The following is a 23,913-nucleotide window of genomic DNA, read 5'->3' as shown; positions in this document are numbered from 1 at the left end:
ACGTTCTGCTGCGGGATCTCATCGAGGCCTGTGATGTGACGGGAACGATTGACGTGGGCGATGAAGTCGGCGACCCGCGTGCCCGCTGACGAATCCCTCGCCGGTCGATCGCGGACTCGCGGACGCGAAAGCCAATTCGTCGTGTTGAGAGAGCTGGGAGGCGACGTCGATGGCGTCGGCGACCGGTACAATGATCCACCAGTGCTTCGTGGGCAGGTCCGGGTCCAGTTTCCGCTTGGTCGATTTCACCGCCGGGGTGCCGTAGTGCTCCACGACTCCACCCTTGACGATCTCTCGGATCTCGCAGTCCCGCATCATCGACAGCGCGGCGACGAAGACGTAGCAGGCATTGCGCAGGGCGACGCACTCCAGCCACAGATCGCGGGGCTGTAACGAATCATGCCACGGGCCGCGGCTTCCATCGGGCCGTGGCACCTGGACGAGGTCAACCACCAGGCCCATCTGCGTACGGCCGCCGCGACGAGTTGTTCGACGACCGCCCGGCGTTCTCGGCCGGGCCGGGACGACGTTCCGAAAAGGCGGGCATGCCTTGGCTCGGCGCCGATCATCCAGCACAGCAGCGACCAGTTGACCGGCCCCTCGACCGCGCCGGCCGCGTGCAAGGGAACCACGTGATTGGGGTCAGCGACCCAGGCCCTGAAGAGCCGGTCTCCCTCGACTGTGCGGATCTTCCAGGCCGGTTTCCAGCCCGAGCTCCGGCAGCAGGAGGGTGGCCCACTCCTGGATGCGCATGCCGGTCATGAGCGCGAGTTCGCATGCCGCCCGGTTGCGGTGCGGTCGCCATCCACGGAATGTCTCGTCCAGTTGCGCGTCCGGTGCCAGCCCGCCGAAACCCACGTCCCGGCAGTAGAGGTACTGCTCCATCTCCATGTGCCGAACCCGCAGGTCACGGTTGGTCCCGCTGCGTAGTACCGCCCTCCGCCCGGTCGCCCGCCAGGGGCGGACCTCGACAAAGCCGTCCTGGAGCAAGAAGTCGTAGAGCCCGCTGATGGCTGCCGAATCACGGTCCCAGGTCGCCTCCCCTACGGTTTCCTCCGCGTCCTCGCGTCGCCACTGTCGGAACTCCTGAATGTCCGACTCAGTGGCCGAGCGCAGATCCAGCCCGCGCGCCGCCAGGAAGTTCAGCAACATCAGAACGGTGTACGCGTACGACCGCATGGTCTTCGCGTCCAGGCCACCCAAGGCGATCTTCCGAAACCAAGTCGAGAGCGGCTCCACCGGGCGCATCTCCTGGTCGAGCAGGATCGGTGTACCTGCGGGTATGCGACGTCGCTCGAAAAGATCCGTGAGCTGGGCGTGACTCAGGCCGGCGATCTCCCCGACCTTCCAGACTTTCCGCTTGTTGGTGAAGAACAGCTACACAAAACCCTCCGAGGGACGCTGCCGTCGTTCCGAAGAACCACGCAGTCACCCCAACGGACGATCACGTGAACGGCTACGGGGAGGCGCGGAGAGTCACCCGGATGAGACATGTCAAAGTGTCTGGAGAACCGTCGAACTTCGGCTCGTACGCCAGTCCCGCCCCACGCGGCAGGACGGGGACCGCGGCGGCCAGCGCCACCCGGATCACGGCCGGACCTTGGGGAGCGGGCGACCTCGCGCGGGATCGGCCAGCGGGGCGAAGAGGTCGCCGTCGCGCAGCAGCCGCGGCCCGATGTCATCGGCGAGGAAGACCAGGTCGGCGGGGGTGCGGCAGGCCTCGACCTCGGCCCAGGACACGGGCGCGGAGACGGTGGGGCGGGCCCGCGCGCGCAGGGTGTAGGCGGCGGCGGTGGTTTTCGCGGCTGCGTTCTGGCTGTGGTCGACGAAGACCTTGCCGGGGCGCAGGGCCTTGGCCATGCGGTGGACCACGAGGTCGGGGAGCTCGCGCTCGGCCTCCTGGGCGAGCTGCTTGGCGTACGCGGACACCTGCGAGGACGGGGTCGGCTCCAGCGGCACGGCCAGGTGCAGCCCCTTGGAGCCGGAGGTCTTGGCGCAGGCGTCGAGCCCGTCGGCGGCGAGCCGCTCGCGCAGCCACAGGGCGGCGGCGCTGCACTCGACGACGGACGCGGGCGCGCCGGGGTCGAGGTCGAGGACCATGCGGTCGGCGACCGCGGGGCTGCCCGCCGGCCACTGGTGGACGTGGAATTCGACGACGAGGTTGGCGGCCCACATGAGGGTGGCCATGTCGGCGACGACCACCTGTGCGGCGGAGGGGTCCTCGGAGCGGGGCACCGGGGTGGTCCTCACCCAGTCGGGTGTGCCGGGCGGCGGGTTCTTGGTGAAGAACAGCTGGCCGTCCGGCCCATCCGGATAGCGCAGGAAGGAGACCGCCCGGTCGTGGATCTGGGCCAGCAGGGGCTCCGCCACGCTGGCGTAGTAGTGGAGCACCTCGCCCTTCGTGTAGCCGGTCTCCGGGTAGAGGACCTTGTCGAGATTGCTGAGCGTGATGCGACGGCCCTCCACCAATGTGATCGGCGTCATACGATGAGACTGCCACGAAACAGGAGGAACCGTGCGATCCATATGGAACGGAGCGATCTCCTTCGGCCTCGTCAGCATTCCGATCAAGCTCGTGAACGCCACCGAGAGCCACTCGATCTCCTTCCGTCAGATCCACCTCGCCGACGGCGGCCGGATCCGCTACCGCAAGGTGTGCGAGCTGGACGGCGAGGAGGTGGCGGGCGCCGAGATCGGCAAGGGGTACGAGGAGGCCGACGGGTCGGTCGTCCCGATCACCGATGAGGACCTGGCTCAGCTGCCGCTGGCCACGGCGAAGACGATCGAGATCATGTCGTTCGTGCCCGCCGAGGAGATCGACCCGCTGCAGATGGACGCGGCGTACTACCTGGCGGCGAACGGGGCCACGGCGGCGAAGCCGTACACGCTGCTGCGGGAGGCGCTGAGGCGCAGCCGGAAGGTCGCGATCGCCAAGTACGCGCTGCGAGGGCGGGAGCGGCTCGGCATGCTGCGGGTCGTCGACGACGTGATCGCGATGCACGGGCTGTTGTGGCCGGACGAGATCCGGGCGCCGGAAGGAGTCGCTCCGGACGTGGAGGTGACCGTACGGGACGCCGAACTGGACCTGGCGGACGCCCTGATGGCAACGCTCGGCGAGGTGGAGATGGCATCGCTGCACGACGACTACCGGGACGCCGTGGAGGCGATGATCGCGGCGAAGGCGGGCGGGGCGTTCGAACCGGCGGAGGCGACCGTGGAGCCGGCCGGGGGGCAGGTGATCGACCTGATGGCGGCGCTGGAGAAGAGCGTGCGGGCGGCGAAGGCCTCGCGGGGCGAGGGTGCGCGGCCTGACGGAGCGGCCCCGGAGAGTGGCACGGAGGCCGAGGTCACGCCGATGCGGCGGCGGGGCGGGACGAAGCGCAGGGCGTCGGCTGCGCCGAAGGCGGTCGGTGGGAAGAAGTCGACGGCGGCTTCGGCGAAGAAGACGGCGGCCTCGAAGACCGCTTCGAAGAAGAAGTCCACCACCGCCAAGTCGGGCACCGCCAGGTCGACGACCGCCAAGTCGGGCACCGGCAGGTCGACGACCGCCGCGTCGGGGACCGCCAAATCGGCCACGGCCACGTCGACGGCGGCGGCCGGTACGAAGAGGGCCGCCACGGCCTCGGGTGCGAAGAAGGCCGCGACACCGCGGAAGCGGACCTCTGCCTGAGGGGCTGGCCCGGGGTCTGGTTCGAGAACCACGCCTGTGCTGTGCTCTCCCGCCCCGCCCCGCCCCTCCCCGCCCCGCCGCCGTCCACCGGACTCCACCCCGGAACCTCGCACCCCGGACCTCGCGCCCCCGCTCCCCCGGCTACCGCCGGGAGGCGCCCCCTCGCGGGGCTGCGGTGCGGCCGGGGCTCAGGGGCGGGCGCTGCGGCAGCCAGGTTCGGGTGTCGCGGGCCTGGGCGAACAGGGCTTCGACGTCAGGGGCTTTGAGGGCCACCGGAGCGGCGGCGAGGTCCGGTGCCGCGGACTGCGGTTGCAGGATGCGGATGTCGCGGACCGTCGGGGCCGTCTCCAGGCGGGAGGCGTCGACCACCGCCAGGGCCGGGGTGACCTTCGCGGCGAGGAGCACGGTCGCGCGGACCGCCGCGCCGCGGATCCAGCGGGGGTCCGGACGGGGTTCGGCGCGGCCGACCGTGAGCAGCAGGTCGCCGACCACCGCGCGCTGGCGGCGTCCGGGAACCGTACGCACGCAGAAGATCCCGGCAGGACCGATGAGCAGGTGGTCGATGTGGCCGGAGCCCGGGAGCGGGACGCAGTGCAGGGTCCGCCAGCCGTCCTGCTCCAGGGCGTCGAGGGCGTCACCCATCCGCTGCTGCGCGGCGAGGTCCTGGCGCAGCCGGTGGCGGGCCCGGCTGCCCGCGGTGCCGTGCTCCAACTCGCCCAGCAGGGTCTCGCCGGGGCGGTTCGGTGCCAGGTCCGCGTCCGGCGGCATGGCCAGGCGGCGCAGGTCGGCCGCGGTCGGGACCGGTGGCGGCCCGATGGAGACGGTGCCGCTCAGGTAGGGACGCAGCGCGGCCAGGACTGCCTCGCGGTGGTCGTCTTCGAGGACACTGATCCGGTTGGCCTGGCGGTCGTACCAGGCGACCGCCTGCCCGTCGGGCAAGTTGACGTACAGTCGACCGCGTCCGGGACGGCCGCTGGGCAGTACCTTGAGTCCGCGCATTCACCCTCACCCCCGCCGTCCATGTGAGCAGCCGGGGCGGCGCACGGCAATCCCTCGGATGTGTAACGACTCCGACGGGCTGTTGCGACTTCGCTGTTACACGAACGGGGTGCCGCCGCAACGGCCGCCGCCTACGGTGGTCGCACCTGGAGACACCAGGGCCCGACCAGCACCGAAGGACTTTCCGTGAGCACCGCCCGCCGCCGCACTCTCGTTCGCGCCACCGCCGTGACCGCCTGTGCCGGCAGCCTGCTGGCGCTGCCCACCGCTGCCGCTCTGGCCGAAGGGGTGCCGGCGGCCGCCTCCGCGCACTCCTCGGCCGCCCAGCGGACTCTGGTCAAGAGCCTCGAACTGGCCGACGGAGTGTCCACGGCGAAGGTCTACCGGACGGCCGAGGGCGGCTACCAGGCCGACATCCTGGCTGTCGACGGCACCAGGGCGGCCACCCTGACCAGCCGTGACGGGGTCATCGCCGTCGACGGCTCGGGCGGCCTGCACGCGGCCCTGGACCCCGCGGGCCGGCTGACCTCCTGGGTCGGCGGTGCCATCGTGCAGGGCGGCGGCCACGCCGTCGCGGGCGGCGGGCACAAGACCGGCACGCGCGACGGGCAGATCGTCCCGGTCTCGGCCGAGCAGCGGGCCGCCGCCGGCGACACCCGCGCCCTGGAGGCCGCGTCCGCGGAGGGCCGGCGGCTGAGTACGCTGGCCGACGGGCCCGGCGAGGGCGTGCTGCTGCTCGCGGCGGGCGGCGGCATCGCGGCGGTGGGCGCGGCCGGACTCGGCTTCGCCATGCTGCGTCGGGGGCGTACCGACGGCTGACCGCCGTCGGCGGCCGCATGGACGGCGGGCAGCGCTCCCGCCCGCGCTCCGACCACCGGCGGCCACCCGGGTAAAAGGGGGCACACCTCCGCATAGGGTGGATGTGATCGACCGTCGCGGCGGGGCGCGCAGAAGGGCACGGGGGCTGTGGACTGGGGGGCCGTGAAGAGGTTCGTTTTCGGCGGGGCGGCGAGCCGCTCCCGCTCTCCCGTTTCCGGCCCGGCCCGCGCGCCGCTGCTGGCCCTCGCCGCGCTCCCGCTGCTGGCGGGCTGCGGCGACACCGGCGGGCTGGTCGGTGCCGGGGCGACCGCGACCGCGAGCGGGCCCGTCCACCTGTGGCCCGACCGCACGGGGGCGACCGTGCCGCCGGCCGATCCGGCCGGGGCTCCACCCGAGTACGTGAAGGGGATCCCGCCCGTCCCCGACGAGGACGTGCACGCGGTCGATCCCGTGGCGCTCGTCCAGGCGGAGCTGCGGGCCCACCCCAAGACCAGGTCGGGTGCGGACGGGATACCGGCCGAGACCGCCGCGGCGATCAACACCTGCGCGCGGGGGGACACGGGGCCCGCGTCGTGCCCGGTGCTGGCGCCGTACTACCGGGACCTCACCGGCAATGGCCGGGACGAGCTGATCATCGGCATCGAGTTCCCGGACAGGAGGATGTCCGTACGGGTCTACACGGCGGACCGCGACGGCCGCCTCAACCGGATCATGGCGACCACCCAGACGGTCGTCTCGGTGGAGCTGGCCGGGCACGACGTGGTCCTGCGGGTACCCAGCGGGAACCGCGGCTACGAGCTGATCACCGCCTGGTCCTGGGAGGAGAAGCAGCGCACCATGCTGCCGACGCGCGAGCAGATCGTACGGGTGCCCGCGAACCCGCAGGGTCCGCAGGACCGCGGGCCCGGGCCCGGGCCCGGCACGGGACCCCGCACGGGGTCGGGCACCGGACCGGGCACGGGACCGGGCACCGGACTCGGTCCCGGACCGGACCGGCCGTGACGGCGCGCGGGAGCGGGAACAGCGGGAACGAGGACCGGGCGCGGGCCGGGCTGTGGCGGGGACGGCTCCGACTGCCTGCCTGGACGGCCACGCTGACCTGGAAGTCGGCCTGCTTCATCGCGGTGATGTGCTGCTCGCTGGCCGCGGTCCTCGGAGCGCTCGTGCACGTGGAGGTGACCCGTCAGACGGTGGCCACGGCGCGGGAGAAGGCGTTGGGCAAGCTGAGCGACGTCACGGACGCGTACGAGGCGGGCGAGCCGCTGCCGCCCGGTTCCGGCCTGGATCCGGTGGGCCTGCCGCCGCAGCTGCGGGCGCTCGCGGTCGGCGGGCACCGGGGGACGGTCGTGGCGGAGCACCGCGGTCGCCCCACGATGTGGGCGGCCGGCCCGGCGGACGGACGGGCCCTGGCGACGGTGGTCGACTACGGGCAGAGCGCCCGCACCATCAGCGGCCTGGACAAGGCGATCATCGGGTCGTCGGTGCTGGCGATCGGCGGGACCCTGCTCGTGGGGACCTTCGCGGTGACCCGGGTGACGCGGCGGCTGCACCAGACGGCGACCGTGGCGCGGCGGATCACGCGGGGCGACCTCGACGCCCGGGTGGACGACCCGCGGACGAAGGAACCGTCGCGGCGCCAGGACGAGGTGGCGACGGTCGCCGGGGCGCTGGACACGATGGCGGGGAGCCTGCAGTCGAAGCTGGAGAGCGAGCGGCGGTTCACCGCGGACGTCGCCCATGAGCTGCGCACTCCGCTGACGGGCTTGCAGGCGGCGTCGGAGCTGCTGCCGGAGGGCCGGCCGACGGAGCTGGTGCGCGAACGGGTCCGGACGATGCGGCAGCTGACGGAGGACCTGCTGGAGATCTCCCGGCTGGACTCGGGCAGCGAGGCGGTGGAGACCGACCTGCACCAGCTGGGGCGGCTGGCTCGGCGCGTGGTGCGGGCCTCCGGGACGGACACCGAGGCGGTCGTCCTGCGGGACGCCCATGTGGAGACGGATCGGCGGAGGCTGGAACGGGTCCTGGGGAACCTCGTGGCCAACGCCCATCAGCACGGGCGCGCGCCGGTGGTGCTGACGGTGGACGGAACGGTGGTGACCGTACGGGACCACGGGGACGGCTTCCCCGACTACCTGCTGGCACACGGCCCGCAGCGCTTCCGCAGCGGCGGGAAGGGGCACGGGCTGGGGTTGACCATAGCCGCGGGTCAGGCGGAGGCGATCGGCGCGACGCTGCGCTTCCGCTCCGCGGACGGTGGCGGAGGCCTGGCGGTCCTCACTCTCCCGGGTTCCTGACGGGCCGCCGCCCGGCCCCGCGGCCCCGTTCCCGGGCGCCGCGGGGCACGCGCCGGCGGCCGGCCGCGGCGGCGGGCCGGGGGTCAGCTCTGCGGGCGGGAGGGCTTGGTCCAGGGCCAGCGGGGGCGCGGCTTGGTGCCCGAGGGGCGGAACGCGTACTTCCAGCCCTTCTGCAGACCCAGCCGCTTGGAGTAGCCCGCCGGGACGCGTTCGTACAGCAGCACCGTCGGCGGGCCGTCCGGCGTCGGGACGGGGATCTCGTACCACTTCGGCGGGTGTCCGGTCGGGCCGGTCAGGATCGGGAGGACCCGGCCGTCCATCGGGCCGCCCTCGAAGGGGGTCGGTTCGCTTCTCACTCCACCAGTGTCACAGCAGGTGGGCGGCCTCGGAGACCACCGGCATCACGCGCCGGGCCAGGTCCCCCACCGGGCCGTCCGCCGATTCCAGGGACAGGGCGGTCCGGGCGGCCGCCGCGGTCTGCGGATCCGTGGCGGCGGTGGCTGTCAGCAGGGCGATGAACTGGTCGAGCAGCCAGTCGCGGAGGGTGTCCACCTCGGGCTGCTTGCCTTCGTCGATCCACATGAGGGAGGCGGCCTCGACGGCCGTGATCCAGGTACGGACCATCATGCGCAGCCGGGGTCCGGGGGCCGGGACCCCCAGGTGGAGGAGGATCTGGTCGGCGGCGGCCCGGCGGATGCCGTCGACCGTCGCCGTCGTGCGGGAGGTCTCCACGACGCTGCCGCCCTGGAGGAGGGCTGCGAAGCCGGTGTCGTGTTCGTCGACGAACGCGAGGTAGCGGTCCAGGGCCCGGGACAGCCGCCGGGTCAGCGGGCCCTGCTGGGGTTCGGCGAAGCAGAGCTCCAGGAGATCGGCCGCCGAGCGCAGGGCCGCCTCGTAGAGCTGCTGCTTGCCGCCGGGGAAGTAGCGGTAGACGAGCGGGCGCGAGACCCCGGCGGCCTCCGCGACGTCGTCGAGCGAGACCTCCTCCGGGGCCCGGTGCGCGAACAGCGAGAGGGCCGCGTCGAGGAGTTGGGCCCGCCGCTCCTCGACGCTCAGCCTGCGGTACGCGCGTACGGTCATGAGCGCAGGGTAGCCCGCGGGCGGCCGACCGCGGCCGACGTCCGCCAAGTCCGCGGGAACCCGGGAACCGCGGGAACCCGTGCCGTCCCGTCCGTCCGCCCGGGTGCCCGTGCCCCGCCCCCTCCCTATGCCAGGAGGCCCGAGCTCTGCCACAGTTTCCGGCCGACGCCGCGCAGTACGCCGATGTCGTCGAGGAAGTCGGTGAGCCGCTTGGCGCCGGCCTGCATGACCTCGCGGCGGTGGCCGCTGGCCCGGACCTGGGCGACCGCCTCGCGGCGGTCCAGGCCGATGTTGTCGTAGACGGCGGGGTTGACGAAGGCGAGGGAGAAGACGCGGGCCGCCTCACCGCAGCTGACGCGGGTGAGTTCCTGCTCCCAGCGCGGGGCCGTCAGCATCTGGCGGCGCAGCTCCTCGCGGGCGTACCGGACGTGCCGGGCTTCCTCGATGACGTGGATCCGGGTGACTCCGCGCACCAGCGGCTGGATGCGCTCGTCCGGGAAGGTCAGGCGCTGCATCCAGTCGAGGATCTCCTCCCCGAGCAGGGTGCAGGCGAAGGACCCGGGCGTGGTGGAGACGGTCTTCAGGATCCGCGCGAGGTTGTGGTTGAGGCGGGAGACGGGGTAGGCGGGGCTGCCGCTCTTCTCGATCAGGCGGGCGAACATCATCGAGTGGCGGCACTCGTCGGCGATCTCGGTGAGCGCGTAGCGCACGTGCTTGCTGGTCAGCGACTTGTCGTAGATGTGTCGCACCAGCAGCTGCATCAGGATGATCTCGAACCAGACGCCGAGCGAGCCGAGCGCCGCCGCCTCGTGGCGGGAGAGGTCGATGCGCTGCTCCTCGCCCATCTTCTTCCAGAGCGGGGTGTCGTAGAGGGAGAGCAGTTCGGGCGGCCAGTAGTACTTCCCCTCGACCATGGGGGCGTCCCAGTCGAGTTCCCTGTCGGGGTCGAAGGAGTGCCTGGCCGAGGATTCGAGCAGGCGCTCGGCTGTCTGCTCCCGGTCCTTGAGGAGGCCGAGGGCGTCCCTGAGCGCGGCTCGTTCGGTCACGGTCGTCATGGCTTCGGACACCTCGTCGTCGAGTTACCGGCGGTCATCGCTTATGAGACTCCTTGTCAGCAAGGTCGTCAATCCCTCGCGCACTACTTGTTGACCCTGCGTCTACCAACGTGTGACTCTGCCAACTGTCCGGTCCTGCACCGCAGTACGTGAGACGAGGGGGCGTCAGTGTCGACGCACGAGCTCTACACCGAGGACCCGGGCGACGCCGTCTGGCAGATTCCCGCCTCCGGTTCCGCCCGCTTCACCTGGGAGTACGACGACGGCCGCGAGCGGCTCCTCGCCCTCTACCAGAAGGGCAAGGACAAGCAGTGGGACGGCGCCAAGCGCATCGACTGGGACATCGAGGTGGACCCGTACGATCCGCTGGGGACCCCCGACGAGGCCCTGCCGCTCTACGGGACGCGGCACTGGGCCAAGCTCACCGAGAAGGACAAGGGCGACCTGCGCCGGCACTACACCGCCTGGAACTTCAGCCAGTTCCTCCACGGCGAGCAGGGCGCGATGGTGTGCGCGGCACGCATCGTCGAATCCGTTCCGGACCTCGACGCGAAGTTCTACTCGGCCACGCAGACCATGGACGAGGCCCGGCACGCCGAGATCTTCGGGCGCTTCCTGCACGAGAAGGTCGGGATGCTGTACCCGGTCAACGACAGCCTCCAGGGACTGCTCGGCGACACCCTGCGCGACTCCCGCTGGGACATGCCGTACCTCGGCATGCAGGTGCTCATCGAAGGGTTGGCGCTGGCCTCCTTCGGTCTCATCCGGGACACGACCACCAAGCCGCTGCCCAAGCAGCTCCTGGCCTACGTGATGCAGGACGAGGCACGGCACGTGGCCTTCGGGCGGATGGCGCTGCGCGACCACTACCGGCAGCTGACGGACGCGGAACTGCGCGAGCGCGAGGAGTTCGTGATCGAGGGCTGCTACCTGATGCGGGACCGGCTACTCGGGGTGGAGGTGCTGGAGAACTTCGGCATCCCGGCGAAGGAGGCGCAGCGCCTCAGCGAACAGTCCGAGTTTCTGCACCTGTTCCGCAAACTGCTGTTCAGCCGGATCGTGCCGTGCGTGAAGGACATCGGGCTGTGGGGCGAACGGCTCCAGCGGGCGTACGTGGACCTGGGCGTCTTCCACATGGGTGACTCCAACCTCGACCTGCTGATGAGCCAGGACGAGGAGATCGCCGAGGCCTTCGACCGCGAGCGCTTCGCGGCCGAGGAGTCGGCACGGGTCGCGGAGGTCGAGTCGGCCATCCGGGAGGGCACCGACCCGACCCGCTGAGTCCCGCCGAGCCCGGCTGCGCCGCTCCGGCGATCGGTGCCCGCCCCGATCCGGGCACCCGAACCGGCGCAGCCCCCGTCCCTCCCCGCACGAACCAGAGGCCTAATCCGAGGGCTTCGCGCCCAGCGCCGCCGCCATCACCGCCCGCGCGATCGGGGCGGCGGCGCCGTTGCCGCTGATGTCCCCCCGGTTCGCCGACGCGTCCTCCACCACCACCGCCACCGCCACCGCCGGCAGGGCCGCGCCCTCCGTGCGGGCCCAGGAGATGAACCAGGCGTACGGGGTCCCCGCGTTGCCGACGCCGTGCTGGGCGGTACCGGTCTTGCCGCCGACCACCGCACCCGGGATCGCCGCGTTCTTCCCGGTGCCGTTCTCCACCACCTTCACCATCAGCTCCTGCATCCGCAGCGCGGTGGCCGGGTTCATGGCCCGCCCGAGGCTGCGCCGGTCCGCACGCCGGACCGGGGAACCGTCGCCCCGGGTCGTCCGCTCCACCAGGTACGGGGAGGCCAGCTCACCGCCGTTCGCGACGGCCGCGGCCACCATCGCCATCTGGAGCGGTGTCGCTGTGGTGTTGAACTGCCCGATCGAGGAAAGTGCCAGCTGGTCCGGGCTCATGTCGGTGTCGAAGTTCGACCGGGACACCCACGAGGGCACCCGCAGCCCCTCCGTGTTGAAGCCGAAGCGGCGCGCGGCGTCCACCATCCCGCGCAGCCCGACCTGCACTCCGATCTTCGCCATCACCGTGTTGCACGACCACTGGACCGCCTCGGCCATGGAGGCGTCCTCGCACCCCTTGGCCGCGTTCGGCAGCAGGGTGCTGGTCCCGGGCAGCGGATAGGGGTCCGGCGTCCGCGTCGGCGCGTCCACGTCGGTCACCACCCCCGCGTCGAGCGCCGCCGCAGCCGTCACGATCTTGAAGGTGGAGCCGGGCGGGTAGGTCTCCCGCAGCGCCCGGTTGAGCATCGGCCGGGCGGGGTCCTCGTTCAGCTCGGTCCAGGCCGCCTTCGTCTTCGCCCCCGTCCCCGAGAGCACAGAGGGGTCGTACGAGGGGCTGCTGACCAGCGCGAGGATCCTCCCGGTGGCCGGCTCCAGGGCCGCGACCGCGCCGCGCTTGCCACCGAGTCCGGCGTACGCGGCCCGCTGCACGGCGGCGCGGACCGTGGTGGCGGCGTCCCCGCCGGCCGGGCGCCCACGGGTCAGGTCGTACCAGAGGGGGAACGCCGACAGCCCGGGGTCCGTGCCCGACAGGACGGCGTCCTCGGCACGCTCGACGAAGCTGGTCCCGTACGTCTGGGAAGAGAAGCCGGTGACGGGCGCGTAGAGCGGGCCGCTGGTGTAGGTCCGTTCGTAGCGCAGCAGCTGGCCGCTGTCTCGGGTGCCGGTGACGGGCCGCCCGTCGACGAGGATGTCCCCACGCGGCTCGGCGTAACGCCCGATGGCGGTGCGCTTGTTGGCCGGATTCGCACCGTAGGCCGCGGACTCCCAGACCTGCACCCGTGCGATGTTGACCAGCAGGGCGAGCAGCAGCAGGGCGCAGAAGTACGCGCACCAGCGGATGTAGCGGATCACTCGGCCGCCTCCTGCCCGGGACGGGGCCGGCGGGCGCTGTCGCTGAGCCGGACCAAGAGGGCGACGATGATCCAGTTCGTGACGACGGAGGACCCGCCCTGGGCCAGGAACGGCATGGCCATGCCGGTCAGCGGGATCAGCCCGGTGACTCCGCCCGCGATGACGAACACCTGGAGGGCGACGATCGAGGCGAGGCCGGTGGCCAGCAGCCGGCCGAACGGGTCACGCAGGGCGAGTCCGGCGCGGAAGCCGCGGGCGACGAGCAGGCCGTAGAGGAGCAGGATCGCGGTGAGGCCGATGAGTCCGAGCTCCTCGCCGGCGGTGGCGAGGATGAAGTCCGACTTGGCGGCAAATCCGATCAGGTAGGAATCGCCCTGGCCGAGGCCGGCCCCGAGGAGCCCGCCCGCACCGAAGGCGAAGAGGGACTGGGCGAGCTGGCCGGGGCCCTCGCCGCGCTCGATGGAGGCGAAAGGACTCAGCCAGTCGTCCACACGGCTGTTCACGTGGGGCTCCAAGGTCCCGACGGCGTATGCGCCGAGGGCGGCGAGCAGCAGTCCGATCGCGATCCAGCCGATCCGCCCGGTGGCGGTGAACAACATGATCACGAAGAGGCCGAAGAACAGCAGAGAGGTTCCGAGGTCCCGCTCCAGGACGAGCAGGCCCACACTGAGCAGCCAGATCGCGAGGATCGGACCGAGCACACGGCCCGGCAGGAGGCGCAGCTTCCAGAAGAGCCGGCGGCCGGTCAGGGCCAGGGCCGTGCGGTTCGCGGCGAGGTAGGAGGCGAAGAATACGGCGAGCAGGATCTTGGCGAACTCCCCCGGCTGGAAGGAGAGGCCGGCGAAGCGGATCCAGATGTGGGCGCCGTTGACGGCCGGGAAGAAGACGGGAACCAGCATCAGCGCCAGGGCGCAGGCGACGGACAGGTAGGCATAGCGCTGGAGCATCCGGTGGTCGCGCAGCAGCGTGACGGCGAGGACGAAGAACACCACGCCCAGGGCGGACCACAGGAGCTGGTCGTCGGCGGTGGGGTGGCCCGGGGTGGCCGCGTCGAGGCGCTGGATGAGCACCAGGCCGAGCCCGTTGAGCAGGACGGCGATGGGGAGCACGAGGGGGTCGGCGTACGGGGCCCGGATCCGGACGGCGAGGTGCGCGAGCAGGGCTGCCGCGGCGAGGCCGACGGCGTACCGGTCTGCGGGGTCGGGGATGCGGCCGGTGGTTGCGAGGCCGACGTGGAGGTGACCGAGTACGGAGATCAGGACGGCGCCCGTGAGGAGCGCCAGCTCGACTCCCCGACGTGTGGGCGCACCGGCTTCGGGGGGCGGGGGCGAGGGCTCCGCCACCTTCGCCGTCAGAGCGGTCATACCCCGAAACGTAGCAAGCGGACGGATGCTATGTCCGCTTATGTCATAGTGTGCCGAAGAGTCGTCATCAACGGTCGCACGTGAGGAGCCGAGGCGCATGGGACCCGTGGAATTCATCGTCCTCGCCTTCCCGGAGGAGCAGTTGCGGGTACCGGCCGTCGAGGCCGTGACGGGGCTGCGCAAGACGGGGGTGGTCCGGCTGATCGACGGGCTCGTCGCCACGAAGACGGCCTCGGGCGAGGTCCTCGCCGCCGAGTTCGACGAGTTCGTGGAACTGCACGGCCTGCTGACGGGACGGGACGCGGCCCGGCTGATCGGACCGGAGGACGTGCACGAGGCGGCCGACCTGCTGGACCGCGGCAGCTGCGCGCTGCTGCTGGTGGTAGAGCACGTGTGGGCCGAGGACGCGGCGATCGCCGTACGGGCGGCGGGCGGGCGGATCGTGGGCTCGGTCCGCATCCCGCCGGACCGGGTCCCCGCCGACCCCCGGGCAGGGGTGGCCTGATGTTCATCCGGCCGATGGGAGTGACGGTCCGCGCCGCGAACCGACCGGCGGGATCCCCGCTGCTGCGGGGCCTGCTGGCCCGGGCCTCGGGCGCGGCGCAGGAGACGGCCGGCGCGGTACGCCCGGAGGAGCCCCCGCTCCGGGGCCTGCCGGCCCGAGAGATCCAGACGGCGGAGGCGGAGCCCCTGGAGGAGCCGGAACCGGATCCGATGGACGAGCCCGAGCCCGACTACGAGCCGGAGCCGGTCGACGCGGTGTACTGGGAATCCCACCCCGTCCCCACCCCCGCGGCCCCCGCGGGCCTGGCCGCGGAACTGCGCCAACTGGCGGACCTGGCCCGCGAGGGCCTCCTGACCCCCCAGGAGTTCACGGCCGCGAAGACCCGCCTCCTGAACGGCTGACGGCACCCGGCAGGTCAAGGGCTCGGGGCGGGGAGGGGGAGAGAACCGGCCGGGTGAAGAAGAGGGGCGCGGGGCGGCGCAAGCCCGGGGCCTGGTGCTGCCGCTCCCGGGAGGCCGTATCCCCCGACCGAGTGGCGCGCTGCGACCGGCCGACCCCGTTGGGGGATTTGTCATACCGGACGTGGGAGCATCGGCGCTCTCGGAGGTGATCCCATGTCATATCGGGGGCTTCGCGCTGCCTGCATCGCCGTAGCGCTCCTCGTCGCCGGACCGGTCCAGGACGCCGGTGCCGAGCCCGGTCTGCCCGAAGGGGAGAACGTCGGCGCGCTGCTCACCCGCCTGCAGGGGCTGTACCAGAAGGCCGAGGAGGCCTCCGAGGCGTACAAGAGCACGCAGGACGCCCTGGAGGCGGGCCGACGGGAGGAGCGGTCGCGGGCCGCCGAACTCGGCAGGGCGCGTACGGCCCTCGACGCCGGTCGTGCCCTCGCCGGGCGGCTCGCCCGCGAGCAGTACCAGGGTGGCCGGGGCCTGTCCCCCTACGCCCGGATGCTGCTGGCCGGAAACCCCCAGGCGGCGCTGGAGCAGCGGCGGCTCGCCGCCCGCGAGGGTGCCCGCCGGGCGGCCGCGCTGAGCCGTCTCGCGCAGGGCGAGAAGGAGGCCGACGCGCTCGCCGTACGGGCCCGCAAGGCCTTGGACACCCGGCAGACGCTGGCGGCGCAGCAGAAGGCCCACAAGGAGGAGGTCGCCGCACAGCTCAAACAGGTCGAGCGGCTGCTGGCCTCGCTGACTCCGGAGCAGCTCACCCGGCTGGGCGCGCGGGAGGCCGAGAAGACCGCGGCGGCGCAGCGGGACCTGGTGGCCTCCGGTGCCCTTCCCACCCGCACGGGCACCCCCACGGCCGCGGGCGGCACGGCCCTCAGGTACGCGGCGGCACAGATCGGGAAGCCGTACCTCTGGGGGGCCGAGGGGCCGGGGTCCTTCGACTGCTCGGGCCTGACCTCCCAGGCCTGGGCGCACGCCGGCCGGAGCATTCCGCGGACCAGTCAGGAGCAGTGGGCGCAGCTCCCGAGGGTGCCGCTGGACCAGTTGCGGCCGGGGGACCTGGTGGTCTACTTCCCCAAGGCCACCCATGTGGGTCTGTACGTGGGTGACGGCATGGTGATCCAGGCGCCGCGGCCGGGGTCCGTCGTGAAGGTCTCACCGATCGCCGCGAACCCTCTGCTCGGGGCGGTGCGGCCGGACCCGGACGGGGCTCCGCTGGCGGAGTTCACCCCGCCGCCGCTGCCCGAGACCTCGGGCGTGGCGGCGGACGACGCCGGCTACTCCGCGGAGGAAGCGCCCGCCGAGGACGGGGCCGCGGCTGCGGTGACCTCGGCCAGGTAGTCCGCCGCGTCCTGGGGGTCGTAGAAGTAGGCGTCGAAGTCGGCCGGGTTGTCGAAGCCGTTGGCGAATCGATTCGCCACCGGCTGGAGCTGTCCCGCCGCCCCGATCAGGTTGAGCACGTGCTCCGGCGGCACGCCGAGCATCGCGTTCGTCCACTGGGTCACCGGCTTGCCCGTGGTGAACCAGTACTTGTCGAAGGTCGCCTTCATCCACGCCTCGTCGAACGGGTTGTCCCCGTGCATGAGGATCGAGGACAGGTACGAGGCGGCGCACTTCGACGCGGAGTTCGAGCCCTGGCCCGTGACGGGGTCGTTGGCGACGACCACGTCGGCCACACCGAGGACGAGCCCGCCGCCGGGGAGACGCCCGATCGGGTTGCGGACGACCGGCGCGTACCGGCCGGAGAGCGTGCCGCCCGCGTCCGTCAGCTCCACCTTCGTCGCGCGGGCGTACTCCCACGGCGTGTACTTCTCCATCAGCTCCAGGGTGAGAGCGAGGTGTTCCGCCGGGTCCTTGACGCCCTCGAAGACGTCGAGCGGACCACCGGGGAGACCTTCCCAGAAGAGGATGTCCGCCCGGCCCGAGGTCGTCAGGGTCGGCATGACGAACAGTTCACCGACGCCCGGGACCAGGTTGCAACGGACCGCTTCCGTCTCGGGGTGCTCCGGGCGCGGCCCGAGCCCGTGCACGTAGGAGACGGCGAGCGAGCGCTGCGGGGCGTCGTACGGGGAACGCGCCGCGTCCCGCCCGAACATGGACACCAGCTCACCCTTGCCGGCGGCCACCAGCACCAGGTCGTAGGTATGGGAGAAGTAGTCCAGGTCGGCGACGGACGCCCCGTGGATGACGAGCTGTCCGCCGCGCTGTGCGAAGGTGTCCAGCCAGCCGGCCATCTTCACGCGCTGGTCGACGGACTGCGCGTAGCCCTTGAGCCGGCCGAGCCAGTCGATAGGACGGCTGCCGTCGGGGGCGGCGACCGAGACGCCGAGGCCCTCGATCCTGGGGGCCTGCCGCTCCCAGAAGTTGATCCGGAGGTCGCGTTCGTGCTGGAGCGCGGTGTCGAACATGCACTGGGTGGACATGACCCGTCCGGTGCGGATCTCGTCCGCGGTCCGGTTGGACATGAGCGTGACCTCGTACCCCTTCGCCTGGAGCCCGAGAGCGAGCTGGAGACCGGACTGGCCGGCTCCGACGACGAGTATCCTGCGCATCTCTCAGGTCCTCTCTTCGGGAGTGCTGTCGAGGGCGTGGCCCACCAGCGCCAGCAGGGATTCGATCACCGTTCGGCGCTCTCTCGCGTCCATGATCACCACCGGTACGTGCGGTGGGACGCTGAGCGCGTCACGCACGTCCTCGGGCTCGTAGGCGTGCGAGCCCTCGAAGTGGTTGACGGCGACGGCGTACGGCAGCCCGGAGCTCTCGAAGTAGTCCAGGGCGGGGAAGCAGTCGCGCAGGCGGCGGGTGTCGGCCATGACGAGCCCGCCGATGGCTCCGCGCACCAGGTCGTCCCACATGAACCAGAACCGTTCCTGGCCCGGGGTCCCGTACACGTAGAGGACGAGGTCGTCGTCGAGCGTGACGCGACCGAAGTCCATGGCGACGGTGGTGGTGTGCTTGTCCGGGGTTCCGGACAAGTCGTCCGTCGGGACGCTGGCCTGGGTCATCACCGCCTCAGTGCGCAGCGGGGTGATCTCGGAGACGGAGGAGACGAAGGTGGTCTTGCCGACGCCGAAGCCACCCGCGACGAGCACCTTGACGGCGACGGGGGCGCGGGAGCGGTCGTACTGCCAGGGCTGGACCGGTTCGTCGTCCAGCTCCGGTCTGTCAGAGACGGCGAAGGCCACCGAGCACCCTTTCCAGCAGCGCGCGTTCGGGCCGGCCGGAGCCGTGGCCCGTTCCGTAGACGCGGATCCTTCCCTGGTCCGCGAGGTCACTGACGAGGACGCGGACCACGCCGAGCGGCAGCTTCAGCAGTGCGGCGATCTCGGCGATCGTGCGCATGCGCCGGCAGACCTCGACGATGGCGGGCATCTCGGGCATGCGATCGGGCTTCTGCGGTTCGGACGCCTTGGTGTCCAGGGCGGCGACGAAGGTCTCGACGTTCAGGACCTGGGTGAACCGTGTCCGTCCGCCCGTCAGGGAGTACGGGCGGACGCGGGCGGGACGGCGGTCGGCTCCGCGTATCGGGAGTCGGTCGGCGGCCGGTCTCCTCACGGGGTGTTCTCCATCGACTGGCGCAGCTCGCTGCGGACTTCGGGGGTCAGGACGTGTCCGGCGCGGCCGACGAACAGGGCCATGTGGTAGGCGACGACGCTCATATCGCAGTCGGGCGCGGCGTGCACGCCCAGCAGCGAGCCGTCGCTGATGGCCATGACGAAGACCGAGCCGTGCTCCATCGCCACCATGGTCTGCTTGACGGCACCGAACTCCATGAGGGCGGCCGCCCCGGTGGTGAGGCTGCCGAGACCGGAGACGATCGTGGCGAGGTCGGCGGACGCTCCCCGTGGCCCCTTGGGCCCCGGCGTCTCCTGCCGTTCGCCCGCGCCGCCCGCTCCGGAGTCGGAGGACAGGAGCAGCAGCCCGTCCGAGGAGACGACCGCGACGGAGTTGACGCCGGGCACCTCCTCGACCAGGTCGGTCAGCAGCCACTGCAGGTTGCGGGCCTGGGTGCTCAGTCCGTACGTACTGGGCGCGGTCATGTGCGTGCCTCCTGTGCGCTGTCCCCCTGGTCGGTATTGCTCTCTTCCCGCCCCCGGTCCGGCGCCAGGTCCTTCGCCAGCTCGGCGGCGGCGACGCGTCGGCCGTCCTGGGCTCCCTGGTAGAAGCCCCCGAGCCGGCGCCGCAGTTCTTCGGCGTCGACCCGGTGCGGCTGCTGGGGCCGTACGTCCTCCCTGCGCGGGGCAGCGACGGTGCGCGGGGTGCGCTTCGGCAGGCCCTTGGCGGTGACGGGGCCGCCGCCGTCTGCAGGGTCGGCGGGGTGGCTGCCCTGGCGGGGGAGCCAGTCGGCCTCGGCGGGGGCGTGGGCGTGCGCGTCCCCTGCGGGGGGCTCGGCGGGCTCGGCCGGATCCGGCAGGGTGAAGTCGGCCGCGTCCGCGTCGTGGACGATACGCGCGACGAGCTGCTCCCCCGCGGGAGCCACGGCCGGGTCCGGCTCGGCGGGCTCGGCGGGCTCGGCGGGCTCGGCGGGCTCGGCGGGCTCGGCGGTGAAGACCTGGTCGGCGGGCGGGGCGTCCGTCGGCGACGGCGTGTCCGCGGTCGGGGCCGCGGTGAAGACCTCGTCGGCGGGCGGGAGACCTCCACCGGAGGGGGCCTCCGCAGCGGTCGCCAAGGCCTCGGCCAGGGTGACCGGCGTGACCGGCTCGGCCGGGACGGCCTGCTCCGTGGGATCGGCGGGGTCCGGGTCGGCCACCGGGCGGGCGGGCTTCGGGTCGGGGTCGGCGGCGTCGGCCTCGGGGGCGGCGTGCGCACCGCGCCGACGGGCCTGGAGGGTGTTCTCGTTCGCCTCCGCTATCACGCCCGGCAGGTGCAGGATGGGCGCACCCGGGGTGGCCAGGTGGTGGACGGGCGAGGCCGGCGGGGTGGCGGGCAGCAGCGCCGCGGGGACGACCACCAGGGCTTCGGTCCCCCCGTGCCGCGCGCCGCGCAACTCCGCGGTGACGCCGTGCCGTGCCGCGAGCCGCCCGGCGACGTACAGGCCGAGGCCCAGGCCGTGATCCTCCTCGGGCTCCTCGTCGTACGCCTCGGGCGTGGACAGCCGGGCGTTGAGCGCCTGCAGGCGGTCCTCGGTGACGCCGATGCCCTCGTCGACGACGGAGAGCACGACGTCGCCGTTGTCGAGCGTCCAGCCCGACACCTTCACCTTGACGTCCGGCGGTGAGAACGTCGTGGCGTTCTCCAACAGTTCGGCGAGCACGTGCGAGATGTCGTCGGCGGCGTGCCCGGCCACCTGCGTGTACGAGGGCAGTGCCGCGAGGTCGACGCGCTCGTAGCGCTCGATCTCGCTGACGGCGGCCCGCATCACGTCGACGAGCGCCACCGGCGCCGCCTGTCCGTGGCCGTGCTCCTGCCCGGCGAGAACCAGCAGGTTCTCGTTGTGGCGGCGCATCACGGTCGCCAGGTGGTCGAGCTTGAAGAGGGTCGCGAGCCGGTCGGGGTCCTGTTCCTTGGACTCCAGTTCCTCGATGACGGCGAGCTGGCGCTCGACCAGGCCCAGCGTGCGCAGCGAGAGCGAGACGGAGGTCGTCGACATGATGCGGCGGTGCTCCTCCAGCCCGGCGCGCAGCTTCGTCAGCTCCTCCTCCAGCGCCTCGCGGCCCGAGGCGAGCGCCTCGTTGCGGCCGATGATGCGGCGCCGGTCGGCGTCGAGCCCGGCGATCCGGGTGTGCAGGGAGACCGTCTGGTCACGTACGGCATTAAGGTGCCGGACGACCTCGGCGAACTCGTCGTTGCGGCCGGTGAATCGCACCGGTTCCACGGAGCCTTCGGGCGTCGCCAGCCGCTCCGCTCCGCGGCGCAAGACCGACAGGGGGCGGGTCAGCGAGCGGGCGACGGCGGTGGCGAATCCGACGGCGACGAGGAACAGCAGGCCGAGCAGGGCGACCAGGATCTCCAGCCGGGCGACGTCGTCGTCGCGCAGGGAGGCGAGGGCGGAGGCCCGCTGTCCGGCGAGGGTGGCCTCGACGGTGCGCATCCGGTCGATGCGCGAGGTGAGCGCGGCGCCGACGGCGGCACCGTCGGTCTTGCGGTCGGGGGTGGCCTGCGTGGGCCGGTCGGTGAACCTCTTGAGGTAGTCGTCGGCCGCCTTGACCTCGGGGCCGGTGACGGTGGCGGTGAGGGTCTGGCGCACGTCGGGGCGGGCGACCCGGGCGAAGTCGTCGAGGGCCGCCTGCTCGCGTACGCGCGAGCGCTGCGCGGCGGCGGTGAGTTCATCGACGGTGGCCGAGCCCGAGGCCTGCTCGCCGCGGGGCACGGGCTGCTCGCTGCGGGGCACGGCCAGCGCGCCGAGCAGCAGTCCGCGGGTGGCCGAGGCCTGTTCCACCGCCTGGCCGAGGGGGGCCAGCGGACGGGTGGTGATGAGGGCGGCCCCGGCGCGCGGCGGGGTCAGCTCGGCGAGCCGGGTGCCCGGGGCGAGGAGTTCGGTGATGACGCCGGTGTAGGCCTGGTGGGCGTCGAGGGCGCTGCCCTTGCCGTCGATGGCTTCGGTGCGGACGGACCCGACGCGGGCGAGGGCCATGGCGAGGGGTTCGTCGACCACGCCCACGGCCTCGGCGATCTGCCGGTCGGTACGCAGGAGGCGGTCCTGGAGTCCGGCCTTGGCTGCGCCGGGTCGGCCCTTGGCCGCGTACTCGACGACGGCGTCGCGCTCGTCGGCGAGAACGTGCGTGAGGGTGAGGATCTGGCCGGTCTGCTCGGCGAGGGTGACCAGCCGCTGGGAGTCGTTCAGCTCCCTGGCAGCGGTGACGACGGCGGGGGTGCCGGCCACGAGGACGGTGAGTCCCGCGACGGCGACACCGACGACCAGCCGGCTGCGCACGCGGACGCGGCGTCCTGCGGGGGCCGGGCCTTCGGCGGCGGTGCCTCCCCCAGCTACCGCTGGGAGGTGCCCCCTGTTCCGAGACCGCTTCTTCTGCACCGGTGCTCGCAATCCTGTACGTGTGCTTATGCTCGTCTACTCGTGTGGCCGAGGTAACGGCCGGTCAACAAGTAAACGCCCCCTGCCCCCCTCGTACCGCCTCAGACCTTTGCAGCGTGTTGGGGAGAGAGCCGCACATCGCCCACCCGGCCACTCGAACGAGTGAACATCACGGATGAGTTGGCGGCCAAACTCGGACACCCGGCCCCAGAGCGGTTCCGTGGACAGGTGGTTGAAAGATCGATGCGGCCTTGGCAGTATGCCCGCCCACATCGGCCGTCCCGCACCGGGGTCTTGCCGGCCCCGGTCCGGGCGGCTCGCCCGCGGGGGCACCGGCCTCTCCCCCTCTTGGTACGCACCAAGCCCGCCTTCCGGGGCGCCACCGGGCAGAATGTCCGTATGCGCATCGACCTCGCCACGGCTCCCGGCAGTCCGGAACGCCCCAATGAGGACTGGCTGTCGGCCTCGACACCCGCCGCGGGAGGAGGGGTCCTCGTGGCCCTCGACGGAGTCACCCCGCCGGCGGGCGGCGACGGGTGCGTGCACGGGGTTCCGTGGTTCACAGCCCGGCTCGGCGGCCGATTGACCGAACTGTCCGCCTCGCGAGGGGACATGCCGCTGGACCTGATCCTGGCCGAGGCGGTCCGCGCCACGGCCGAGGCCCACCGCGACACCTGTGACCTTTCTCACGTACGCACCCCGCAGGCGACGGTGGTCGTGGTCCGCTGGGACGAGACGTACGTGGAGCACCTCGTGCTCTCGGACTCGGTACTCCTCCTCCAGGCGCCCGGGGGTGAGGTGACGGCCGTGCTCGACGACCGGCTGGACCGGCTGCCCCGGGAGGTGCTGCGCTCGGTGGCCGCGACGGACGCCCTGCGCAACGCCGAGGGCGGCTTCTTCACGGCGGCCACGGACCCGACGGTGGCGGCCCGGGCGATCACGGGGCGGACCCCGCGCGGGCGGGTGCGGGCGGTCGCCGCGCTGACGGACGGGGCGAGCCGGTGGACGGACACGTTCGGCGAGGGCGACTGGGCGCAGTGCCTGTCGGTGCTGCGGAAGGAGGGTGCGGAGGGCCTGATCGACCGGGTCCGCGCCGTGGAGTCCGACCCTGCCCGCCCGACGGCCCGGCACAAGCGGCACGACGACGCATCGGCCGTCTACGCGGAGCTCTGAGCTCTCAGCTCTCGGCGGGCACTGGCCCGGGGTCAGTGCGGAGATCGGGATGGAGGGGAGGCCGTCGGCCCCAAAAGCGGTGCCGGGCCGGGCTATGGCCAGGCCGTGATCGGTGACTTTCGCGCCGCGTCCGGCCGACCGGAGACGGGCCCGACGCCGCTGCGGCCGGGGCTCGGCTACTCCGTGCCGGCGTTCAACTGGTGCAGCAGGCGGGCCAGTTCCGCCACCTCGCCGCGGTCCCAGCCGGCGAGCTTGCGCATGTACTGCTCGCGCCGCGCGCCGCGCACCCGCAGGAAGCGCTCGCGGCCCTCCTCGGTGAGCCCGACCAGGAAGGCCCGCCCGTCGGCGGGGTCCGGCTCGCGGGCGACCAGACCCAGCACCTCCAGGGCCCGCAGCTGTCGGCTCATCGTGGCCTTGCCGACGCCGAAGTAGGCGGCGAGGTCGGTGGCCCGCTGCCGGCCGGCCGCTTCCAGCCGTACGAGCAGCCCGTACGCGGCGGGCTCCAGTTCGGGGTGGAGCTCCCGGGCCATCTCGCCGGAGGAGGCGCGGGCCCGCCGGAGGAAGACGGACAGCTCCCGCTCCAGGGCAAGGAACTCCTGGTCTTCACTCCCGCGCACGTCCCGCTCCTTCTGCTGTGTGTGGCACCCCGGTGGGTGGGGCCCAGTATTTCGCAGCGGGTGCGGCG

General features: G+C 72.6%; 24 protein-coding genes. 9 read left to right on the top strand and 15 right to left on the bottom strand.

Going from position 1 to position 23,913, the window contains the following annotated elements; genetic code table 11:
- Positions 1 to 18: 18 nt before the first annotated feature.
- From R4Z63_RS22390 to ligD, 3 genes are all read right to left on the bottom strand, one after another.
- On the bottom strand, positions 19 to 453 hold the full coding sequence (locus tag R4Z63_RS22390) for a hypothetical protein (protein ID WP_384445431.1): 435 nt from the start codon (positions 451 to 453) through the stop codon (positions 19 to 21).
- Positions 454 to 642: 189 nt separating this feature from the next.
- Entirely contained in the window at positions 643 to 1,239 is a 597-nt protein-coding gene (locus R4Z63_RS22385; protein ID WP_384445429.1) for a site-specific integrase, read from the bottom strand.
- Positions 1,240 to 1,587: 348 nt separating this feature from the next.
- Positions 1,588 to 2,484 (bottom strand): non-homologous end-joining DNA ligase, encoded by an 897-nt coding sequence (ligD, locus tag R4Z63_RS22380; protein WP_037927864.1) that lies wholly within the window; start codon positions 2,482 to 2,484, stop codon positions 1,588 to 1,590.
- Positions 2,485 to 2,515: 31 nt separating this feature from the next.
- Between ligD and ku the strand changes: the two genes are divergently transcribed.
- A complete protein-coding gene (gene ku / locus R4Z63_RS22375) occupies positions 2,516 to 3,670 on the top strand; it encodes a non-homologous end joining protein Ku (RefSeq protein ID WP_384445427.1) in 1,155 nt (384 codons plus the stop codon).
- Positions 3,671 to 3,811: 141 nt separating this feature from the next.
- Here the strand turns inward: ku and R4Z63_RS22370 are convergent, their stop codons facing one another.
- Entirely contained in the window at positions 3,812 to 4,669 is an 858-nt protein-coding gene (locus R4Z63_RS22370; RefSeq protein ID WP_384445425.1) for a nuclease-related domain-containing protein, read from the bottom strand.
- Positions 4,670 to 4,855: 186 nt separating this feature from the next.
- Between R4Z63_RS22370 and R4Z63_RS22365 the strand changes: the two genes are divergently transcribed.
- The 3 genes from R4Z63_RS22365 to R4Z63_RS22355 all read left to right on the top strand — a co-directional run bounded on the left by R4Z63_RS22365 (position 4,856) and on the right by R4Z63_RS22355 (position 7,782).
- A complete protein-coding gene (locus R4Z63_RS22365) occupies positions 4,856 to 5,488 on the top strand; it encodes a hypothetical protein (protein ID WP_384445423.1) in 633 nt (210 codons plus the stop codon).
- Between the two features lie 162 nt (positions 5,489 to 5,650).
- Entirely contained in the window at positions 5,651 to 6,490 is an 840-nt protein-coding gene (locus R4Z63_RS22360) for a hypothetical protein (protein WP_384445421.1), read from the top strand.
- A 50-nt stretch (positions 6,491 to 6,540) separates the two neighbouring features.
- On the top strand, positions 6,541 to 7,782 hold the full coding sequence (locus R4Z63_RS22355) for a histidine kinase dimerization/phospho-acceptor domain-containing protein (protein WP_384445605.1): 1,242 nt from the start codon (positions 6,541 to 6,543) through the stop codon (positions 7,780 to 7,782).
- Positions 7,783 to 7,865: 83 nt separating this feature from the next.
- On the opposite strand, the gene R4Z63_RS22350 is transcribed toward R4Z63_RS22355, so the two are convergent.
- From R4Z63_RS22350 to R4Z63_RS22340, 3 genes are all read right to left on the bottom strand, one after another.
- Positions 7,866 to 8,138 (bottom strand): DUF8847 domain-containing protein, encoded by a 273-nt coding sequence (locus R4Z63_RS22350; RefSeq protein ID WP_037927855.1) that lies wholly within the window; start codon positions 8,136 to 8,138, stop codon positions 7,866 to 7,868.
- A gap of 10 nt (positions 8,139 to 8,148) precedes the next feature.
- Positions 8,149 to 8,862 (bottom strand): TetR/AcrR family transcriptional regulator, encoded by a 714-nt coding sequence (locus tag R4Z63_RS22345; protein WP_037928590.1) that lies wholly within the window; start codon positions 8,860 to 8,862, stop codon positions 8,149 to 8,151.
- 125 nt (positions 8,863 to 8,987) lie between these two features.
- Complete coding sequence (locus R4Z63_RS22340) at positions 8,988 to 9,917, bottom strand: AurF N-oxygenase family protein (protein ID WP_037927852.1); 930 nt, start codon at positions 9,915 to 9,917, stop codon at positions 8,988 to 8,990.
- 168 nt (positions 9,918 to 10,085) lie between these two features.
- On the opposite strand from R4Z63_RS22340, the gene R4Z63_RS22335 reads away from it, so the two are divergent.
- Entirely contained in the window at positions 10,086 to 11,198 is a 1,113-nt protein-coding gene (locus tag R4Z63_RS22335; protein ID WP_384445418.1) for a ferritin-like domain-containing protein, read from the top strand.
- A gap of 102 nt (positions 11,199 to 11,300) precedes the next feature.
- Here R4Z63_RS22335 and R4Z63_RS22330 read toward each other — a convergent pair whose 3' ends face one another.
- Together R4Z63_RS22330 and R4Z63_RS22325 are read right to left on the bottom strand one after the other, a co-directional pair.
- Positions 11,301 to 12,770, bottom strand: a complete 1,470-nt coding sequence (locus R4Z63_RS22330) for a penicillin-binding transpeptidase domain-containing protein (protein WP_384445416.1) — start codon at positions 12,768 to 12,770, stop codon at positions 11,301 to 11,303.
- Positions 12,767 to 14,134, bottom strand: a complete 1,368-nt coding sequence (locus R4Z63_RS22325) for an FtsW/RodA/SpoVE family cell cycle protein (protein WP_037927844.1) — start codon at positions 14,132 to 14,134, stop codon at positions 12,767 to 12,769. Before R4Z63_RS22325 ends, R4Z63_RS22330 begins: the two co-directional genes overlap by 4 nt.
- Positions 14,135 to 14,231: 97 nt before the next feature.
- Between R4Z63_RS22325 and R4Z63_RS22320 the strand changes: the two genes are divergently transcribed.
- The 3 genes from R4Z63_RS22320 (at position 14,232) to R4Z63_RS22310 (ending at position 16,423) form a co-directional block, all read left to right on the top strand.
- On the top strand, positions 14,232 to 14,639 hold the full coding sequence (locus R4Z63_RS22320; RefSeq protein WP_037927841.1) for a DUF6325 family protein: 408 nt from the start codon (positions 14,232 to 14,234) through the stop codon (positions 14,637 to 14,639).
- On the top strand, positions 14,639 to 15,040 hold the full coding sequence (locus tag R4Z63_RS22315; RefSeq protein WP_037927838.1) for an SHOCT domain-containing protein: 402 nt from the start codon (positions 14,639 to 14,641) through the stop codon (positions 15,038 to 15,040). Before R4Z63_RS22320 ends, R4Z63_RS22315 begins: the two co-directional genes overlap by 1 nt.
- Before the next feature lie 213 nt (positions 15,041 to 15,253).
- Positions 15,254 to 16,423: a C40 family peptidase gene (locus tag R4Z63_RS22310; RefSeq protein ID WP_384445413.1), complete on the top strand. Its 1,170-nt coding sequence runs from the start codon at positions 15,254 to 15,256 to the stop codon at positions 16,421 to 16,423.
- Here R4Z63_RS22310 and R4Z63_RS22305 read toward each other — a convergent pair.
- From R4Z63_RS22305 to R4Z63_RS22285, 5 genes are read right to left on the bottom strand one after another with little or no spacing between them, the layout of a single operon-like run.
- Complete coding sequence (locus R4Z63_RS22305; protein WP_384445411.1) at positions 16,360 to 17,634, bottom strand: styrene monooxygenase/indole monooxygenase family protein; 1,275 nt, start codon at positions 17,632 to 17,634, stop codon at positions 16,360 to 16,362. The genes R4Z63_RS22310 and R4Z63_RS22305 overlap by 64 nt on opposite strands.
- A 3-nt stretch (positions 17,635 to 17,637) precedes the next feature.
- Positions 17,638 to 18,267, bottom strand: a complete 630-nt coding sequence (locus tag R4Z63_RS22300; RefSeq protein ID WP_384445409.1) for a GTP-binding protein — start codon at positions 18,265 to 18,267, stop codon at positions 17,638 to 17,640.
- Positions 18,248 to 18,637 (bottom strand): DUF742 domain-containing protein, encoded by a 390-nt coding sequence (locus R4Z63_RS22295; protein WP_037927822.1) that lies wholly within the window; start codon positions 18,635 to 18,637, stop codon positions 18,248 to 18,250. Before R4Z63_RS22295 ends, R4Z63_RS22300 begins: the two co-directional genes overlap by 20 nt.
- Complete coding sequence (locus tag R4Z63_RS22290; RefSeq protein ID WP_037927819.1) at positions 18,634 to 19,122, bottom strand: roadblock/LC7 domain-containing protein; 489 nt, start codon at positions 19,120 to 19,122, stop codon at positions 18,634 to 18,636. The genes R4Z63_RS22295 and R4Z63_RS22290 overlap by 4 nt, the downstream gene beginning before the upstream one ends.
- Complete coding sequence (locus tag R4Z63_RS22285; protein WP_384445407.1) at positions 19,119 to 21,956, bottom strand: sensor histidine kinase; 2,838 nt, start codon at positions 21,954 to 21,956, stop codon at positions 19,119 to 19,121. The genes R4Z63_RS22290 and R4Z63_RS22285 overlap by 4 nt, the downstream gene beginning before the upstream one ends.
- A gap of 498 nt (positions 21,957 to 22,454) precedes the next feature.
- On the opposite strand from R4Z63_RS22285, the gene R4Z63_RS22280 reads away from it, so the two are divergent.
- The gene (locus R4Z63_RS22280; RefSeq protein WP_384445405.1) at positions 22,455 to 23,228 is read left to right on the top strand and encodes a protein phosphatase 2C domain-containing protein; all 774 of its coding nucleotides are present in this window, start codon (positions 22,455 to 22,457) and stop codon (positions 23,226 to 23,228) included.
- 176 nt (positions 23,229 to 23,404) lie between these two features.
- On the opposite strand, the gene R4Z63_RS22275 is transcribed toward R4Z63_RS22280, so the two are convergent.
- Positions 23,405 to 23,845, bottom strand: coding sequence for a MarR family winged helix-turn-helix transcriptional regulator (locus R4Z63_RS22275; RefSeq protein ID WP_037927808.1), 441 nt, complete (start codon positions 23,843 to 23,845; stop codon positions 23,405 to 23,407).
- Between the last annotated feature and the right edge of the window lie 68 nt (positions 23,846 to 23,913).

The sequence above is a fragment of the Streptomyces sp. PL-29 genome, assembly GCF_058344425.1.
This window is presented reverse-complemented; position numbering and strand designations above follow the sequence as displayed.